Origin of the sequence: uncultured Sunxiuqinia sp., assembly GCF_963974515.1 — a bacterium.
In the GTDB taxonomy this organism is placed as follows: Bacteria; Bacteroidota; Bacteroidia; order Bacteroidales; family Prolixibacteraceae; genus Sunxiuqinia.
This window is the reverse complement of sequence record NZ_CAXBDD010000088.1, coordinates 1-16,121: the sequence shown is the minus strand read 5'-3', so window position 1 is coordinate 16,121 and position 16,121 is coordinate 1. Positions and strand designations below refer to the sequence as shown.

The window sequence follows — 16,121 nt, the reverse complement described above, 5'->3', positions numbered from 1 at the left end:
TGTTCCCCAGCGCCCAGCGGTAAGTCGGGCTGTAACTATTTCTTTACGGTTTGTAAGAGAATAACGACCTGTCAAGGTCTTCAGATTCCGACCAGTCGGAACAGGCATTAACAGCATCAAAAGAAGGAATTGTGAAATTCATGTTAGTCGTGGACCAGCAGCCGAATGACGGCAGGTCTGGATCTTCAGATCTTTGTCGCCCGTGAAAACCCTTGGTTTTTGTGTTTCTCCTTCGTCCCATTAGCCATCGTTTTTTCTCCCACCTTATGCTCCTTTTTGTTGAAGCCAGTCTTGCTCCGGGCTTCAGATTTCACCGAATAAGGAAAATAAGGTTGGGGTGTGCTTGTTCATAACATGACTACTAAGGTCTGAAAAGAAAATTAAGGGTTTCTAATGCCTGATTCGACAAGTGAACCGTTGGGAATCAACCAATGACGATCAATGACTATTGAATAACCATAAGAAGTGTTCAGTTATCAGTCGTTGAATTCAGTTACGTCCAGTACCCAGCATCAAGTTTAATTGGCCGACGCCACACACCGGAATCCGGTATGATTGAGGCTGGTATCCCAACTGGTTTTCATTCGGGCAGCGACACGAAATCCGGAGCAGTAATCATCATTACACAAAAATGAACCACCGCGGGTCACTTTCTTTTGGGCATACGGTTCAGCCGGATCATGCGAATCGGCAGGGCCCTGCGGATTGATGACAACGCCTTCGTTCTCGCAGGTGGCGTAGTAGTCGTTCCGGTACCAATCAGCACACCACTCCCAAACATTCCCGGCCATATCGTACAAGCCGTAAGCATTGGGCGCGTATTGCCCCACCGGAGCTGCCAGCATAAAGCCATCTTTTTCGTGGTTGTCGTACGGAAACCGACCATCCCACGAATTGGCTTTCACTTCACCTTTGTGAATCAATTCCTTACCCCAGGGATAAATCACATCCTGCTCTCCACCGCGCGCGGCATATTCCCATTCCGCTTCAGTGGGCAGGCGTTTTCCAGCCCACGCAGCGTAAGCGGCGGCATCCTCCCACGACACATGCACCACCGGATAGTTATCTCTGTTGTCAATCGAACTGCCCGGACCCTCTGGGTGGCGCCAATCGGCTCCTTGCACCCAGGTCCACCACACTGATGGGTTGTTTAGTGATACCGGCCCATCGGTTGGCTTAAAGACCAATGATGCTGCGACCAGCACTTCGTCCGGCGGTTTGGGGGTACCAGGAGGAACCTGGCTTTTCATTTCTTCCCAATCCGGCTTTCGCTCAGCTGTAGTAACGTAGCCCGTCGCCTCAACAAAAGCCAGGAATTGCTTATTGGTTACTTCGTGAGTATCCATATAGAAGGCGGAAAGCTTGACTTCGTGATGTGGAAATTCATCCGGTCGTCCCCATTCGGAGTCACCCCCCATGGTGAAACTTCCTTCGGGAATGAGCACCATGTCTTTCAAGTTGGTATTTGGAGCATTTGAAGTCTGCAGCGCGGGATTTGCAGCGGTCTGAAAACGATCGGGGAGGTTGGAACAGCACGTTAAAGTCGTATCATTGAGCTGCACTTCCTGTTGGGTTTTCTTTTCGCTATTCGATTGACAGCCCAGCAAGATTCCCACCAGCAAGAAAAGTAGTATCCGTTTCATAAAAGATTTTGATTTACCCAACTTAAACACGTGTGATATGAAAGTGTTTATTTTTTGGCTTATTTAGAAAATGGATTGTTCAAACAGAGATTACTTCTTAACTTTCGCTTATCTAAATCCAACGCTTATGAAATCGCCCAAACTGGCAGAAAACAACTGGAAAACCATCCAAAATCAGGTCGTTGATCTGGTCATCCTTCCGTGGGGCGCAACCGAGGCACACAATTATCATTTGCCTTATGCCACCGACAATTACCAAGTAGAAGCCATCGCTGCCGAATCGGCCGGAAAAGCCAATGAGCTGGGTGCAAACGTCGTTGTGCTGCCAGCCATTCCTTTTGGTGTAAACACCGGCCAGTCCGATATCAAGTTAACCATCAACCTGAATCCTTCAACCCAAACTAAGATTCTGTTCGACATCGTTGAAAGCCTCAATCGGCAGGGTATTCATAAGTTGTTGATCATGAACGGGCATGGCGGAAATGACTTCAAACAAATCATTCGCGAGGTGAATTACCATTACGCCGACATGCTGATCTGTTCCAGCTCCTGGTTTAAACTTTCGGAGCGAAATGATTTCTTTGATATTCCAGGCGATCATGCCGATGAAGCGGAAACCAGCCTGATGATGTATTTACAGCCCGACTTGGTCTTGCCTCTCGACGAGGCCGGAAATGGCGAAAGCCGTCAGTTTAAAGTACAGGCGCTAAACGAAAACTGGGCTTGGGCCGAAAGGCAATGGAGTAAAATAAGCAGGGATACTGGTGTTGGCGCACCGCACCTGGCTACGGCCGAAAAAGGCAAAGCCTTTATGGAATTCCTGGTTGAACGATACAGCCTATTTATGCTTGATTTGGCACAACTCGAGCTCAATGATGATATTTATGAGTGAGTTGGGGGTGGATAATTGGTCATTCAGTGGTCATTGATCGCCGGAGGTTGGGCTCTTGATCCGGATACGTGAGGCTGGATACTCGGACAAGAATCAGAATCAGATGCAGAAGATGCGGATCCTGTATGATTGAGGCTGGTTACTTGAAACTCGTGCTTGGCTCCTGGCAGCTTACAGCTGCTACCTACGGCATGAGGTTGAACTCTTGGAATTTGATCCGCCAGCTGGCGGATCAAAGTTGAGCACTCCTAACTTTCCTCCGGTGCCAGTTCATTTTGCCCGAATAGCTCAAAGGCGTTTGCGATCTGCTCAGGACGTCCCATAATGTATACCGTATCATCCATTTCAAGCTTTTTACTTCCATCGGGGTGCTCAATTAGTTTATCTTTCCGGAGAATAGCGACCAATGTCACGCCAAACACCTTGCGAAACTTAATATCACTAATGGACTTACCTATTACAAATGACCCTTCGCGTACCTTTAGAGCCATAATTTCCAGGTTGGGCAATTCTTTGAATAACGCGTCGGATTGATTGGATGTATCTCGAAAAATGCCGTAGTGGTCGTTCCTGATTTTGGCAATCACCCGGTTGATTTCGCGCTGTGGAACCAGTCGTTTTTTCAGCACCCGTTCAAACAAATCAATGGCAGTTTCAAACTCCTCGGGTATGACCTGGTTAGCACCCAACTTATACAACTCCTCGATGTCCACCACTTTTTTCGTTCGCACAATGATGAAAACATGTGGATTCAACAGGCGAATCTTATCAATAACCGCCATGGACACAATCAAATTCCCCACCGAAATTACTGCCACATCGGCAGTTTTGATATGTGCTTTCTCCAGAATGGGCTCATTGGTGGCATCGCCATAAATCACGGTTTCGCCTTTTTCCTGTAATCTTTTAACAATTCCCGGATCAAAGATGATAGAAACGTAGGGCATCTTCAGGTATTTGGCCATAACCGACAGGTTGAGCGAACGCGAATCCTTCCCGATAAATACCACATGGTTTTCAAGGGCAGGCAGTTCAATCTGAGGAAGTGGAAACAAACCTTCCACCCAAACTTTCGGAATCGGCAATTTCAACATCAGGTCGGCAGCCGGGCGCGACACCATCATCAAAATCGGTGTGACTGACATACTGATAATGGCCACGGCCAGGAACAACTGGTAATAGTAATCGGGAATGATGTTGTATTTCAGGCCCGACTGCGCCAAAATAAATGAGAATTCACCTACCTGACAGAGAGCAAAACCAACCATGATTGTCCCTCGAAAGGTATGGCCAAGAACAAAAGCAGTTCCTCCCGCAATCACCATTTTTATCACCAATACCAGCAAAACCGTTGAAAAAACCAAGGTCAGGTGGTCGGCCACAAAGCTGAGGTCGAGCAGTAAGCCAATACTAACAAAGAAGAAGCTGGTGAACGTGTCTTTAAACGGAATTAAATGACCGAAGGCATTGGCGCTGTACTCGGATTCCGAAATCATCAAGCCCGCTAAAAAGGCGCCAAACGCCAGCGAAATGCCCATCTCCGAAGTTAGCAAAGCCACCGACAGGCAGATGGCGAAGATGCTCATCATAAACAGTTCCTGGTTTTTGGTGAGTGCAACCAGCTGCAGCAGTTTAGGCATGAGCCAGCGGTTGCCAACATATACCATGCCTACCAGCACCACCGTTTTGCCCAGAAGAGGCAGCAATTGTCCGCCTATATCCGACGCTTCACTCCCCAGCATGGGGGTAAACAATAACAAGGGAATCAGAATAACATCCTGAAAAATGAGGATACCTAACACCGTCCGTCCATAATTGGACGTGATTTCGGAGCGTTCCTGCATCAGTTTTAGCACCACGGCGGTACTGCTCAAGGCGGTAAGAAAGCCCACAAATAACGCACCCGCCCAGTTCAGGTTATACAGGCGTGCCACCAGCATGGTGATCCCCGCAGTCAGGATCAGTTGCATAAAGCCGCCAAAAAAAACGATTTTACGAATTCGTAACAAATGGTTGATGGAAAACTCCAAGCCAATAGTGAACATCAGCAAAATGACACCAATTTCGGCCAGCAACTCTATTTGGTGGTTTGAACCAACAATACCCAAAAAATAAGGGCCAGTAATTACACCAGTCAAAAGGTACCCAATGATGGTAGGGATCTTAATTTTTGTAAATAAGAAGTTTACAAAAGTCGACAGGGCAAAAATGATGACAATATCTTTTAACAGGGGTAGTTCCATATGTTTTCGTTTTAAACCAAAAAAACGGACGAAATATGCGCACGTTCAATTTTCAAGATCAAAGTACGACATTTTATCAATTAATCTGCTGCTGATGCAGGCCCAAAAAATCATATTTTCGCATCCGAAACAATATCAACTCCATGAGCAGCCAGCTTCAGCGTGAGGTTCAGTAAAAAAAACTTCAAGCAAGCTTGCTCAGAAATAACAACGACAGGGAAACCAGAGCTGTTTCAGGTGACGTGCAATTTTCGAAAGCTGCAAAAAACAAAATTCTGAATGCTTCTGGACGGGGTTTTATGGTCGACCGTGATGCACCTGATTTTTTCGAAAAACATCTTCAGCCTGTTTGTCATCGAGTTTTCAGAATAGCGCCTGATTTCAATCCCGCTACATTTTTCTGGTCCTTCGTCCGAGAAGGTACCAATAACCAGTATTCCAGCTGGCTGAATGCTTCGCCGGGCCGTATCGAGGTAATTCGAAATTTCCTGCTCCTGAGTGAGAAAGTGAAAAGCAGCGCGGTCGTGCCAAAAATCATACTTTTCGTTGGGCTGAAAAGTGGCAGCATCAGCGACAATCCATTTCACCAATGAGGCCTGCTCTCCCAGGCGCTCCTTTGCACGCCGTATCGCCGCCTCCGAAATATCCAACACCGTCAGATCGCTATAGCCCCGGTCAAGCAAATGATCGACCAGCAAGCTGTCGCCGCCGCCAATGTCTATAATTTTAGCTCGTGTTGGAACCTTAAATTGTTTGAAAAAGTCCAGCGAAGTTTCGGGCACCGGCTCAAACCAACTGACCTCGTTCAAAGATTTGGTTTGGTAGATGGTTTCCCAGTGTTTTTTGCGGTCAAAATTATTCATCGTTGGTTACGCTAATTCATGCAAAATTAATAATTTCGATCAGAGCGGCGTTGCTCTGGGTTTTCGGATCAGTGAAAACGTTTAGCTTATTTGGTTGTCTTTCCTCCCATTTCGGTAAATACCCGGTCAACAGGTTCCCAAAGCTCAATTTTGTTGCCATCCGGATCCATCAGGTGAACGAATTTCCCATAGTCATAGCTGGTAATTTCATCCACGACGGTTACGCCGTTGGCTTTCAGTTTTTCCACCAAAGCTTCAATCTGCTGCACCCGGTAGTTAACCATGAATGCCTTCTTTGAAGGCGAAAAATAATCACTGTCTTGTTTGAATGGGCTCCACTGGAGGTAGTTAATTTCGTCGGGCCGATGGGCGTTGCGAAACTCAAAACTCGATCCCCACTCGTTGACCTCCAAACCGAGATTGGTGGCGTACCACTTTTTTGTTTCTTCCGGATCTTCCGAAAAAAAGAAGATCCCTCCAATTCCGGTCACTTTGGGAACAGGATTTTCGTCTGTCGATTGGTCCGTTGATTCATCGGCTAAGTTCTTCATCGCACGATTGTTTAGTTGTTTTTATTCACGGTTTCAAACACCGCTGGCAGAAACTCATCATTCAGTCGCCTGAAGCGTTTAATTCACTTCCGAATTTAAGAAAAATAATTTGAGTCGTCTGCGGGAAGAAGAATTCTCCGTGTTTAATCGCGGCAAGCTGAAGGCTACAAGGATTGAAAAAATGCCCGATCCCAAATTCCAAGCGTCCACCCACAGGTAATAAATGACCAATAATAACAAATAAGGCTCAATAGGACTTTCGGTGCAGTTCCCTGTTGTCCCCTGGAGCCACCAAGGTAACATCTTTAAAATTTTCTCTATGTGTCTTGTGTGGTTCCTGTGATTTTTAATTTATTAAAAGAACCTCGATGAATTTTGGCTATCGATTGAATGACTAAGGCCTTGTACCCGGAAGGAGAGAATAGCAACGAGCTTTCTGCGAGTCGCCAGAAGATCCTGAACCAAGTTCAGGATGACTCATCCAGCCGCGAGTGTCAAAAATCCAGCATCAAGAATCCAGCTCCAGCGTGCTAATCCAGTTTTAGCACGGCCATAAAGGCATTTTGCGGCACTTCTACGTTGCCCACTTGCTTCATGCGTTTCTTCCCTTTTTTCTGCTTTTCGAGTAGTTTGCGTTTCCGCGAAATATCACCCCCGTAACATTTGGCTGTTACGTCTTTGCGGACTGCTTTCACGGTTTCACGGGCAATAATTTTAGCGCCAATGGCTGCCTGGATGGCAATATCGAACTGCTGGCGCGGGATCAGCTCTTTCAGCTTTTCGCACATGCGTCGCCCCATCGGGTAAGCATTGTCGAAGTGAATCAACGACGACAGTGCGTCCACCATTTCACCGTTCAGCAAAATATCCAGGCGCACCAGCTTGGCTGGTTTGTAGCCCGTAATGTGGTAATCGAACGAAGCATAGCCTTTCGAAATCGATTTCAGTTTGTCGTAAAAGTCGAATACTATTTCGCCCAACGGAAGGTCAAACGACAATTCGGCCCGCTCCGCTGTCAGGTAATTTTGGTTGATGAGTGTTCCCCGCTTGTCCAAACACAAAGTCATCACCTGGCCAATAAAATCAGACTTGGTAATGATCTGTGCCCGAATATAAGGTTCGTCAATATCGTCGATGGTGGTGGTTGCCGGCAAGCCAGAGGGATTGTAAACCGTAATGGTTTCGCCACTGGTGGTGTGCACTTTGTATGACACGTTGGGCACCGTAGTGATGACGTTCATATCGAACTCGCGGTCCAGGCGTTCCTGTATGATTTCCATGTGCAGCATGCCCAGGAATCCACAACGGAATCCGAAGCCCAAAGCAGCTGACGACTCCGGCTCATAGGTGAGCGAGGCGTCGTTGAGCTGTAGTTTTTCCATGGCTGAGCGCAGATCTTCATAGTCGTCCGAGTCGATGGGATAGACCCCGGCAAAAACCATTGGCTTCACTTCTTCGAAACCTTCAATCGCCTTTGGGCAGGGACGGGTCTTGTGCGTAAGGGTATCACCCACTTTCACTTCCTTGGCCGTTTTAATGCCCGAAATGATATAGCCCACATCGCCGGTGCTTAGCGTCTTCCGCTTTTCCATCGCCAAACGGAGCACGCCTACTTCATCGGCATGATATTCCTTCTTGGTGTTGACAAATTTCACCAGGTCGCCCTGGTTGATGGTTCCGTTGACAATTTTGAAATAGGCGATCACTCCACGGAATGAGTTAAACACCGAGTCGAAAATCAGTGCTTCAAGCGGCGCTTCCGGATCGCCTTTGGGTGCCGGAATCACTTTTACAATTCGGCGTAGAATCTCTGCAACCCCTTCGCCGGTTTTGCCACTGGCACGGATAATATCTTCGTGGTCGCAACCAATCAAATCGATGATCTGGTCTTCCACCACTTCGGGCATGGCATTGGGCAGGTCCATTTTATTCAGAATCGGAATGATCTCGAGGTCGTGCTCAATGGCCAGGTACAGGTTCGAAATGGTTTGTGCCTGAATTCCCTGGGTGGAATCGATGATCAGCAAAGCACCTTCGCAGGCAGCAATCGACCGCGACACTTCATACGAAAAGTCAACGTGCCCAGGCGTATCAATCAGGTTCAACACATACTTTTGTCCATCCTGCTCATAGTCCATCTGAATGGCATGGCTCTTAATGGTAATGCCGCGTTCCTTCTCCAAATCCATGTCGTCGAGCACCTGGGCTTTCATGTCCCGTCCGCTTACGGTATTGGTCACTTCCAGTAAACGGTCAGCCAAAGTACTCTTCCCGTGGTCAATATGTGCGATAATACAAAAGTTGCGAATGTTCTTCATCGATAAAAAGCTTTCTGTCAATTACTCCCTGTACGGTTGGCCGCAAAGATATTCAAAAATTAATAACAATAATAGAAAGCCGATTCCGTTAAGAAAGTTTAATAATTCCCTAAGTTTTCCACCCATCCGTTTCGAATAAGGAAGTGAAAAAGTCAAGAAGCATGTGATTTCGATTATCTTTGCACCGCTTATAACGAAGTTTATTAATGAAAGATTACCTGATATACAGCATCGGATTTCTGAGCCAGATTTTGTTCTTCGGAAGAACAATCATTCAGTGGTTTAAATCCGAGCACGAAGGGAGAGTATTATCGCCCACCCTGTTTTGGAAAATCAGCCTGCTGGCATCCATACTGATGCTCACCTACGGCATCCTGCGTAACGACGCGGCCATCCTCATCGGACAAATACTGGTTTACTTTATTTATGTCCGCAACATCCAGCTCAAAAACGACTGGAAACCGATGTCCTTATTCATGCGCTCCGGTATTTTGCTGACTCCCGTGGTCATTCTGGGCTACCTGTTTTTCGGAACGGAGTATTCGCTGGCCACATTTTTCAACAATGAAAACAATCCGTTGCTATTGATGATCTGGGGAATCGCGGCGCAGATCGTTTTTATCTCGCGGTTTTTCTACCAATGGATTTATTCGGAAAACCGGAAAGAATCGATTTTACCCTTGGGATTCTGGATCATCAGCATTTGCGGGTCGGCCATGAATTTCGTTTACGGAGTTTTCCGGCTCGACCCGGTATTAGTGGCTGCCCACAGTTTGGGCATGTTTGTGTATCTTCGGAATATTCTGATTCACTACAACAAACGAAGCCTGTTTAGTCGTTTAAAAATCCCGGTCTTGAACAAGCTCATTGCCTTTGTTTCGGGAAAAATAAAATAATCAAGCGTATGCAATCAACCATCGTTGTCACCGGATGTGCCGGTTTTATCGGATCGCACCTAAGTGAAAAGTTGTTGGCCAACGGCAACCAAGTCATTGGAGTCGACAATTTCGACCCCTTTTACGATCGCCAGGTAAAAGAACGCAACCTGGCGGCGTTTAAGAATCACCCCAATTTCCGTTTTGCTGAAATTGATTTGGCTGATCTGGCCGCGTTAAGCCAGGAACTAAAAGACGACGCGATTGATGTGATCGTCCACCTGGCTGGAAAAGCCGGCGTTCGTCCTTCCATCGAAGATCCGCAGGGATACATCCGGGCCAATATTCTGGCCACGCAAAACATCCTGGATGTGATGAAAAACAAGGGCATTAAAAAGATGGCCTTTGCCTCGTCATCGTCGGTTTATGGCAACACCAAAGAAACACCGTTCCACGAAGAGCAAGATGTGAGCCGCCCAATTTCGCCCTACGCGTTTAGCAAAAAAGCCTGCGAGCTGATCAATTACACCTACCATGCCTTGTATGGGCTCGACATCATTAACATGCGCTTTTTTACCGTGTTTGGTCCGCGGCAGCGCCCCGACCTGGCCATTCATAAATTCACCAAGCTGATATTGAGCGGTCAGGAAATTCCGATGTTTGGCGATGGAAGTACCTCGCGCGACTACACCTATTACGAAGACACGGTGTCCGGGATTCAGGGGGCAATCAATTACCTGAATGCCCACCAAGGGGTTTACGAAACCATCAACCTGGGCAACAACCAGCCGGTGAAACTCACCGATATGATTATTGCCATTGAAAAGGCAACGGGCGTAAAAGCCAACATCAAGCAATTGCCCATGCAAGCCGGCGATGTGGACATTACCTTTGCCAATATAGAAAAAGCCAAGAGATTAATGCGTTACAACCCGCAGTATTCCTTTGAAGAGGGTGTGCAAAACTTTGTGGATTGGTATCGTGAAGTCCATGCCATCTAAAAGAAAGCGCTTGTTCCGGAAGTTGCTTTTCCGGAGCAAACGCGTCTCTGATTAAGCCAGCTTTTGAGTTTTCCGCGTGTACACTTCCTTGAGTGCACCCCAAAAAATGAGTGAAAAGATAAACAGAATGGTGCCATAAACCGGGGCAATCATACTTACCTTTAACCCACCGGCAACCAACGACGGAGAAATATCACCCGCAGCTTCAATGGCATCGAAAGCCATGATCAGTCCGATGGCCTGTCCCAGGAAGCCCGTAACAATGGCCAAACTTCCGAACAGCAAAATTAAGCCCAGTCCGCTTTTGGTGACTTTGTCCTGCACAAAAAAGTGAAGAATCTTTTGTGCTGTGAAAACCAGCATGCCAATTCCCCAAATGGTCACAATCGCCATAAACAGGGGGCCTCCCTCGTAGAATAATTCAACTAGTCTCATAATCGATAAATTTAAGGTGAAATAATGAAAGCAATATTACGCTCTCCTGTTTTTTAAAGTGAATTTTATCGATCAACGACACGAAAAACAAATGAAACGACCAAGAGCCACACGCCCGGCGTCCAGGCAACGATTGGTTGCATTCGGGGGCGATTTGAGGTTATTCATCGACATTCTTTCCGTTTCATCCTATTTTTTCAGTAATTTGATGCTTCGATTGAACGAAAAATGAAGATCATTCCGAAAGCAACTTCAGCCCAGATCATTCCCGCACGATTGATGAAAGTCGGGCAGCACCTCCTGTTTTGGGTGATTTCCTATCTATTTTTCATTTTGTTCTTTGGACGTGCCAACCGCGACTATCAAACCACCATTATTTTTGCATCGCTCTTGTTTCCACTGGCCATGGGTACCAGCTACTTTCTAAATTATTACCTGATTCCACGTTTTTTATTCAAGGGAAATCATTGGCGATTTTTGCTTTTCCTGGTCTACACCTTTGTATTTACGCTTTGGGCCGAACTGGTCATTAGCATGTTTGTCTTTGTCAGTGTCAGCGATTTTCAGTTTTACAAACTCGATCCCACTTCGTTCGACGTGGTTTTCCTCTTGGTAGGACTGTACTTCATCATCCTAGCTTTTGTGGCCATTGAACAGGTTAAGCGCGCGTTTGAGATTAAAAAAGAAAACACGCGGCTCGAAAAAAGCCAATTGGAAACCAACCTCAAACTGCGGGAGTCGGAGTTGAAATTACTGCGGGCACAAATCCATCCGCATTTTCTTTTTAACACACTCAACAATCTCTATGGGTTAACGCTTGAGAAGTCGGATCTGGCGCCGGAGTTGGTGCTAAAGCTGTCGGATTTGATGGACTACATGCTTTACAAGTGCAACCGACCGAAGGTAAGCCTGAAGAGCGAGTTGGAGCACCTGAACAACTACCTGGAGATTGAAAAACTCCGCTACGGACATCAACTGAAGATTGCATTTGTCATCCAGGGAGAGGCGGATCAACTGGAGATTGCGCCCATGCTTTTGCTTGCTTTTTTCGAGAATGCATTCAAGCATGGTGTCAGCAAGTCCATTCAGAATCCTTTCGTACAGATTAACCTTCACATTGAAGGACGGCAGTTTAAGCTTCGGGTTCGCAACAGCCGCAACCCCGCGACTGGGGCGAATGACGATTACACCGAGGGAATTGGCTTGAAAAACGTACAAAAACGATTGGAGCTCATTTATCCCAACGCGCACCAGTTGGAAATCAGGCCCGGCGACCATACCTTTGAAATTAAGCTTCAATTGACACTTGACGTAACGACAGAACTTCAAAACGAAAAGCCATGGACGAACTAAACTATACCTGCCTGATTGTTGATGACGAGCCGATTGCCATCCGGGTGATTAAAACGCACTTGTCAGAATTTAAAAACCTGCGGCTGGTTGGTGAGTGCAGTCATGCCATTGAAGCCATTGAAGTGCTGTCGAAAACCAAAGTCGACTTAATTTTTCTTGACATTCAAATGCCACAAATTACCGGGGTCGAATTTCTGAAAAACCTGAATCACCCGCCCAAGGTGATCTTCACAACGGCTTACCGCGACTATGCCATTGAAGCTTTTGAACTGGATGTGGTCGATTACCTGCTTAAACCCATTTCGCTGCTGCGATTCTCCAAAGCGATCAACCGATTCTACCAACGAGTCAACGAAACAGCGTCATCATCGGCTACCGACTGGAATCAGAGCCAGCAGGCAGACCACCTGTTCGTTAAAGCGGACAAGAAACTGCACAAGATCTTGTTCAATGAACTTATTTATCTGGAGAGTTACGGCGACTATGTGCTGGTTCATACCGAAAAAGGTAAAATAACGGTCAAGGAGCGGATCAGCCAACTGGAAGAACAGCTGCCCAACAAGCGATTTATGCGGGTTCACCGAAGTTATATCATTTCAATTGACAAAGTCAGCTCGCTGCTTCCGGGACTGGTTGAACTCGGGTCGCATAAAATTCCAATCGGGCGGAGCTACAAGGCCGAAGTGGATAAACGGATTGCCAAAGGTTAGTTGGCAGAGTGTACCCCATTCGTTTGACTAGCCTGAGCTACAAGGATGTCAGGTTTGATCCTCACTTGATCCGGACTTTTTTCGAAGAACCAGAAGATAGAACCACGCGGAAAAGTTTCGATCTTTAAGCCCTCCTCTTTGCCGTCAGGCGAAAGCAGGACAGGCCGTTAAAGTCGCCCAGGAAGGCGCAGGCGGCAAGGATTTTGGCGGGTATCCCGGCTTGTGTGCCGGCACGAAAAAATCCTGACGCGGGGAGAAAGGGCACGTTAAATCGATTTTTGCATCCTTTTTATCAATGAAAAAGGATGTGCCCGTCCGGCATGAGGACAAAGAAGCATTGAGAATAAACACTCTTTTTCCGATGCGGCGTCCGTCAATAGAGGCGGGGCAGGCATGCTGGCCGGGAGCATGCCAATACCTTGTGATTGCGCCTTGTTTGTTGCTGTACAATTTAGCCCTGGGTGCAGGGAAGAGTAAGCGGTTTTTCTCTCGAAAGGCAAGAAATTTAGTACGTGTTGTAAATTACCTGATGCTCACTGTTGTCAGTACGTTTGAAAAATCCGTAAGGAGAATTCAATTGATACCATATAATGGTCTAATTATTAATCCGATAACGATTCGTTTTTTCGGAATGAAAATGCGGTTGTTTCTCTCTGGCTTTTTTCTGCGAGCGGTTGATTTTTTCGTAGCACGAATCATCCAAATGATTACATTTACCGCCTCATTCTATTTCTTTTTGTGGGGAGTAAACCATACGATGATCAGAAAAATAAAACGCGTGCAAAAAGTGCTAAAAGAAGCTTCCTTGCACACCCAGCAGTTTCAGAAATCCAGCCAGATGGGATGCCCGTCAGGCTGTTCGCTCTGTTGCCTGAAGAAGGATATTTTTGCCAGTCCGCTGGAGTTTTTACCATTTGCCTACCATTTGCATAAGGCGGACAAAGCTGAAGCCTTCTACGACGAACTGGAGCTAAGAGCCGACAACACGATTTGCGGCATCTTTACGCCCATTAGCCTCGATGGATGGGGCTGTACCGAGTATGAACACCGGGGATTGATTTGTCGTTTGTTTGGCTATTCCACTACTTCGGACAAGATGCAACAAAAGCGCATGGTGACCTGCAAAACCCTGAAAGAAACTACTGCTTATGAGCAGGTAAAACCGGCCCAACTGATCAAAGCACCGTCGTTTCAGGATTACTACATGAAATTGGCAGCCATTGATTTTCAACTGGCCAACGAAAGTTTGCCCATTAACCAAGCCATCAAACGGGCCATCGAACTGGTCAGCACCTACTATTCGTACCGGGGTAATAAGAAACCTGCGTAGTTTCTCTTCCGGCACAATCTCCCGACCAGCAAAAAAAGTGCGCACAGTATGAGCGACCGCTCCGCAGTGCAGGAAACCTTGCTCATGGCATGAATGGAGAAGTCCGCTCTTCAGTATCTGCCTGCTACTGATCGGATGAATTGAGCGATCCGATCCGTAGTACAATTATTTAAAAAGCTTTCCTTATTTTTGAGGCAAAACAGACACGATGAGAACAATACTAATCTACACTTTTTTAGCCTTTTTCCTGATGAGCTGCCAGGCGCCGGAAAAAGAAGTTTACCTCTTCTCCTTTTTTCAGGACAATGGACAAGATGGCTTACACTTGGCATACAGTTACGACGGCTACAAGTGGGACGCCCTGAAAAACAACGAATCGTTTCTCACCCCGCAGGTGGCTGACGATAAGCTGATGCGCGATCCCTGTATCACTCCGGGCCCCGATGGCAAGTACCACATGGTGTGGACCGTGAGCTGGAACGACAAAGGAATCGGTTACGCCTGGTCCGAAGATTTAATCAACTGGTCGGAGCAGAAGTTTATTCCGGTGATGGAGCACGAACCCGAAGCGCTCAACTGCTGGGCCCCCGAGCTCTATTACGACGAGGACAGCAAACAGTACCTGATTTACTGGGCAACGACCATTCCCGGTCGCTTTACCGAAGGCGACACGCAAGGCGATGACAAATACAATCACCGGATGTACTACACCACCACCAAAGATTTTGAACACTTTAGCGACACCAAGTTGCTTTACGACGAAGGATTCAATGTTATTGACGCAGTGATTCAAAAAGTGGACGGGACTTACTATATGTTCCTGAAAGATGAAACCAGAACTCCGGCGAAGAAGCACATCCGAATTGCGTCCAGCGACCAGCTTACGGAAGGTTACCGGCTCATCAGTGAGCCCATCACGCCCGATTGGGTGGAAGGGCCGACCATTACAAAAATTGGCGATCACTGGGTGTTGTTTTACGACGAGTATACCCGCCACCACATGGGAGCAGTACGCAGCACCGACTTGAAAAAGTGGGAAGTGATCAACGATCAGATCAGCTTTCCGGAAGGTACACGGCACGGAACCGTTTTTAAAGCTCCTGAAAGTGTTTTGAATAGGCTGCTGGAAGTAAAGTAGCGTAAGTTGAATGACGTTCTTCTGAGGTTTAGCGCATAACAGCTTTTCAGTCCAAAGAAAACAGTTGAAGGCAGTTGAAAACAATTGTCTTCAACTGCCTTCAAGCGCCTTCAATGCTTACATTTCCGGACTGGTCGAAACTCCGGATGTTCGCTTTCCGAATGAAAACGAATTCGCTAGTTCGAAAGCAACGCCTTGACCTTATCGGCGATATCTTTTCCATCGGCCTGTCCGCCCAACTGCTTCGACGCGATCCCCATCACTTTACCCATGTCTTTCATGCCTGTTGCGCCAACCGACTGGATGATTGTTTTGATAGTCGCTTCCAGCACTTCGTCACTCATCTTTTCGGGCAGGTAAGTTTCAAAAATCTCCACCTGCTTCATTTCCTGCTGGTACAAATCATCGCGGCCCTGCTCCTGGTAAATGTTTGCCGAGTCGCGGCCTTGCTTGGCTAACTTTTGAATGACCTTGACCACTTCCTGGTCATCCAGCTCAGCGCCGGCGCCCTTGGCCACCCGGGCTTCGAGCAGTACTTTTTTGATTCCACGCAACGCTTCCAGCTTTTCCTTTTCGCGGGACTTCATCGCCGCTTTGATATCTTCATTAATCTGATCAAATAAGCTCATAGTATCCGTTTAAAAATTTCAAGTTTCAAATTACACCCGCCAACTGGCAGACAAGTTTTTCTCAGGAGATTGGGAATCCCTTTGGACGCAAGTTCAGCCACCAGCGATAAATGCCCATCAATGACTGATTATCCAGTCCC

General features: G+C 46.9%; 14 protein-coding genes. 7 read left to right on the top strand and 7 right to left on the bottom strand.

The window, feature by feature from the left end:
* Nucleotides 1-518: 518 nt before the first annotated feature.
* Nucleotides 519-1,643 carry a formylglycine-generating enzyme family protein gene (locus AAC033_RS15135; RefSeq protein WP_339739604.1) on the bottom strand — a complete coding sequence of 375 codons (1,125 nt, stop codon included), beginning with the start codon at nt 1,641-1,643 and terminating at the stop codon, nt 519-521.
* A 127-nt stretch (nt 1,644-1,770) separates the two neighbouring features.
* Here AAC033_RS15135 and AAC033_RS15130 point away from each other — a divergent pair, with 127 nt between their 5' ends.
* On the top strand, nt 1,771-2,535 hold the full coding sequence (locus AAC033_RS15130) for a creatininase family protein (RefSeq protein WP_339739602.1): 765 nt from the start codon (nt 1,771-1,773) through the stop codon (nt 2,533-2,535).
* A 248-nt stretch (nt 2,536-2,783) separates the two neighbouring features.
* Here AAC033_RS15130 and AAC033_RS15125 read toward each other — a convergent pair whose 3' ends face one another.
* From AAC033_RS15125 to lepA, 4 genes are all read right to left on the bottom strand, one after another.
* Nucleotides 2,784-4,778: a cation:proton antiporter gene (locus AAC033_RS15125; RefSeq protein ID WP_339739601.1), complete on the bottom strand. Its 1,995-nt coding sequence runs from the start codon at nt 4,776-4,778 to the stop codon at nt 2,784-2,786.
* Between the two features lie 233 nt (nt 4,779-5,011).
* Nucleotides 5,012-5,641: a class I SAM-dependent methyltransferase gene (locus AAC033_RS15120; protein WP_339739600.1), complete on the bottom strand. Its 630-nt coding sequence runs from the start codon at nt 5,639-5,641 to the stop codon at nt 5,012-5,014.
* A gap of 86 nt (nt 5,642-5,727) precedes the next feature.
* The gene (locus AAC033_RS15115) at nt 5,728-6,192 is read right to left on the bottom strand and encodes a VOC family protein (RefSeq protein WP_339739598.1); all 465 of its coding nucleotides are present in this window, start codon (nt 6,190-6,192) and stop codon (nt 5,728-5,730) included.
* Nucleotides 6,193-6,722: 530 nt separating this feature from the next.
* Nucleotides 6,723-8,510, bottom strand: a complete 1,788-nt coding sequence (gene lepA, locus AAC033_RS15110; protein WP_339739596.1) for a translation elongation factor 4 — start codon at nt 8,508-8,510, stop codon at nt 6,723-6,725.
* Nucleotides 8,511-8,716: 206 nt separating this feature from the next.
* Between lepA and AAC033_RS15105 the strand changes: the two genes are divergently transcribed.
* Both AAC033_RS15105 and AAC033_RS15100 read left to right on the top strand, forming a co-directional pair.
* Entirely contained in the window at nt 8,717-9,406 is a 690-nt protein-coding gene (locus tag AAC033_RS15105) for a lipid-A-disaccharide synthase N-terminal domain-containing protein (RefSeq protein WP_339739594.1), read from the top strand.
* Between the two features lie 8 nt (nt 9,407-9,414).
* Nucleotides 9,415-10,386, top strand: coding sequence for a GDP-mannose 4,6-dehydratase (locus AAC033_RS15100; RefSeq protein WP_339739592.1), 972 nt, complete (start codon nt 9,415-9,417; stop codon nt 10,384-10,386).
* A 51-nt stretch (nt 10,387-10,437) separates the two neighbouring features.
* Here the strand turns inward: AAC033_RS15100 and AAC033_RS15095 are convergent, their stop codons facing one another.
* The gene (locus tag AAC033_RS15095) at nt 10,438-10,821 is read right to left on the bottom strand and encodes a MotA/TolQ/ExbB proton channel family protein (RefSeq protein WP_339739590.1); all 384 of its coding nucleotides are present in this window, start codon (nt 10,819-10,821) and stop codon (nt 10,438-10,440) included.
* A gap of 228 nt (nt 10,822-11,049) precedes the next feature.
* Here AAC033_RS15095 and AAC033_RS15090 point away from each other — a divergent pair, with 228 nt between their 5' ends.
* The 4 genes from AAC033_RS15090 to AAC033_RS15075 all read left to right on the top strand — a co-directional run bounded on the left by AAC033_RS15090 (nt 11,050) and on the right by AAC033_RS15075 (nt 15,352).
* Nucleotides 11,050-12,174, top strand: a complete 1,125-nt coding sequence (locus AAC033_RS15090; protein WP_339739588.1) for a histidine kinase — start codon at nt 11,050-11,052, stop codon at nt 12,172-12,174.
* A complete protein-coding gene (locus AAC033_RS15085) occupies nt 12,162-12,884 on the top strand; it encodes a LytTR family DNA-binding domain-containing protein (RefSeq protein WP_339739586.1) in 723 nt (240 codons plus the stop codon). The genes AAC033_RS15090 and AAC033_RS15085 overlap by 13 nt, the downstream gene beginning before the upstream one ends.
* Nucleotides 12,885-13,179: 295 nt before the next feature.
* A complete protein-coding gene (locus AAC033_RS15080; protein WP_339739584.1) occupies nt 13,180-14,214 on the top strand; it encodes a hypothetical protein in 1,035 nt (344 codons plus the stop codon).
* Between the two features lie 208 nt (nt 14,215-14,422).
* Nucleotides 14,423-15,352 carry a glycoside hydrolase family 43 protein gene (locus AAC033_RS15075; protein WP_339739582.1) on the top strand — a complete coding sequence of 310 codons (930 nt, stop codon included), beginning with the start codon at nt 14,423-14,425 and terminating at the stop codon, nt 15,350-15,352.
* 176 nt (nt 15,353-15,528) lie between these two features.
* Here AAC033_RS15075 and AAC033_RS15070 read toward each other — a convergent pair whose 3' ends face one another.
* Nucleotides 15,529-15,981 (bottom strand): GatB/YqeY domain-containing protein, encoded by a 453-nt coding sequence (locus AAC033_RS15070; RefSeq protein ID WP_339739580.1) that lies wholly within the window; start codon nt 15,979-15,981, stop codon nt 15,529-15,531.
* Between the last annotated feature and the right edge of the window lie 140 nt (nt 15,982-16,121).